2 pseudogenes are annotated in these 1,210 nt (G+C 32.4%); both read left to right on the top strand.

Annotated elements, in window-relative coordinates:
* Nucleotides 1-898, top strand: a pseudogene (locus tag BG20_RS07545) (cell division protein FtsZ); the annotation flags it as partial.
* Nucleotides 899-902: 4 nt separating this feature from the next.
* A pseudogene (locus BG20_RS07540) lies at nucleotides 903-1,210 on the top strand (hypothetical protein); the annotation flags it as partial.

Below are 1,210 nucleotides of genomic sequence, written 5' to 3'. Positions count from 1 at the left end.
TTTTTCAAGTGCATTCATAGAATATATCAAAAATGATACTAAGGAACATGCTACTATTGCAACATTTGGATTACTTCCAGAATTTGGATGGGATCCAGTAATTTTTGAAGCAGCGGCAATTAACATTGTGATGAATTTAGAGTATCAGATAAAATACAGTGATTGTTCTATCTTAATTTCAAATAAAGCACTAAGACAACTTGCACATCAACACGAAAAGAAATTACAAAAGATTCCTTCCATCATTGATGATCTTCCAAAAGAACATGAAGTTGGTTGGAAGGATTACAAAGGAATGAATCTCATTGCCGCAAATACTATTTCCATGTTTATCTCATCCTTTGCGAGGGAAACTGAATGGGATATGTCTAATTATCGTACATGGATTGCAACAAAAAAACCAAAATTTGCAATTCCATGGATTATGCCTGTAAGTCCATCTGAAAATCAATGGGGTAAAGACATGCTTACATCGACAAAAAATAACACTATGGAAGATGTTCTAAACAAGATCGGTAAAAAAGAAGATGCGTTACTATTTGACATTGATGAAAGTGATATTAGAAACAATGGTAGTTCTCGTGATTCATGTTGTGTGTTAGTCAAAGTGAAAGGTGAATTTGATATCAAAGAACGAGAGGCAATCAAAAGAATAATCAAAGACAAATTCAACATTGAAGAATCTCGAATGATTTTTGTAAAAATTCCAATAATGGAAGGTGAACAAGCGAGTATTGCAGCTTTGATAAATACAAAAGCTATTGGACCTAAAATTTTAGAAATTGCAAAAGAAGCTGAAGAATCATGGGATGGATATAAAGACGAATATGGTCGATGGGGACTTTCAACTGAAGAATTTAAACAGGGTTTAATGGATGTAGTCCACCAATTCAGCTAAAGATATGTCTGATTTTGAATCCCTTGAGAATCTTGCAATTCAAATCAAAGAAAATCGTTCAAAATTATATGAAATTGAAGATTCTTTGTCAGGTGTTAATGTTCAATTACACGAAATTCCATTAAAGAGATCAACTGAATCAACATTTGCAAAAATGATTGGTATTGGATATGATGATAAACTAGCTGAACTAGAAAAGGCAAAAGAACAACTAGAAAGAACCAAAACAGGCCTAAAATCCACTATTGCCAAAGATATTGCTACTTTTATTTCTGATTTTAGCTCTTCTAATTTGATAATCCCACTTGAAAA

Origin of the sequence: Candidatus Nitrosarchaeum limnium BG20, assembly GCF_000241145.1 — an archaeon.
Classification (GTDB): Archaea; Thermoproteota; Nitrososphaeria; order Nitrososphaerales; family Nitrosopumilaceae; genus Nitrosarchaeum; species Nitrosarchaeum limnae.
Note: the sequence above shows the minus strand (reverse complement) of the source record. Positions and strands in the feature narration are given on the sequence as shown.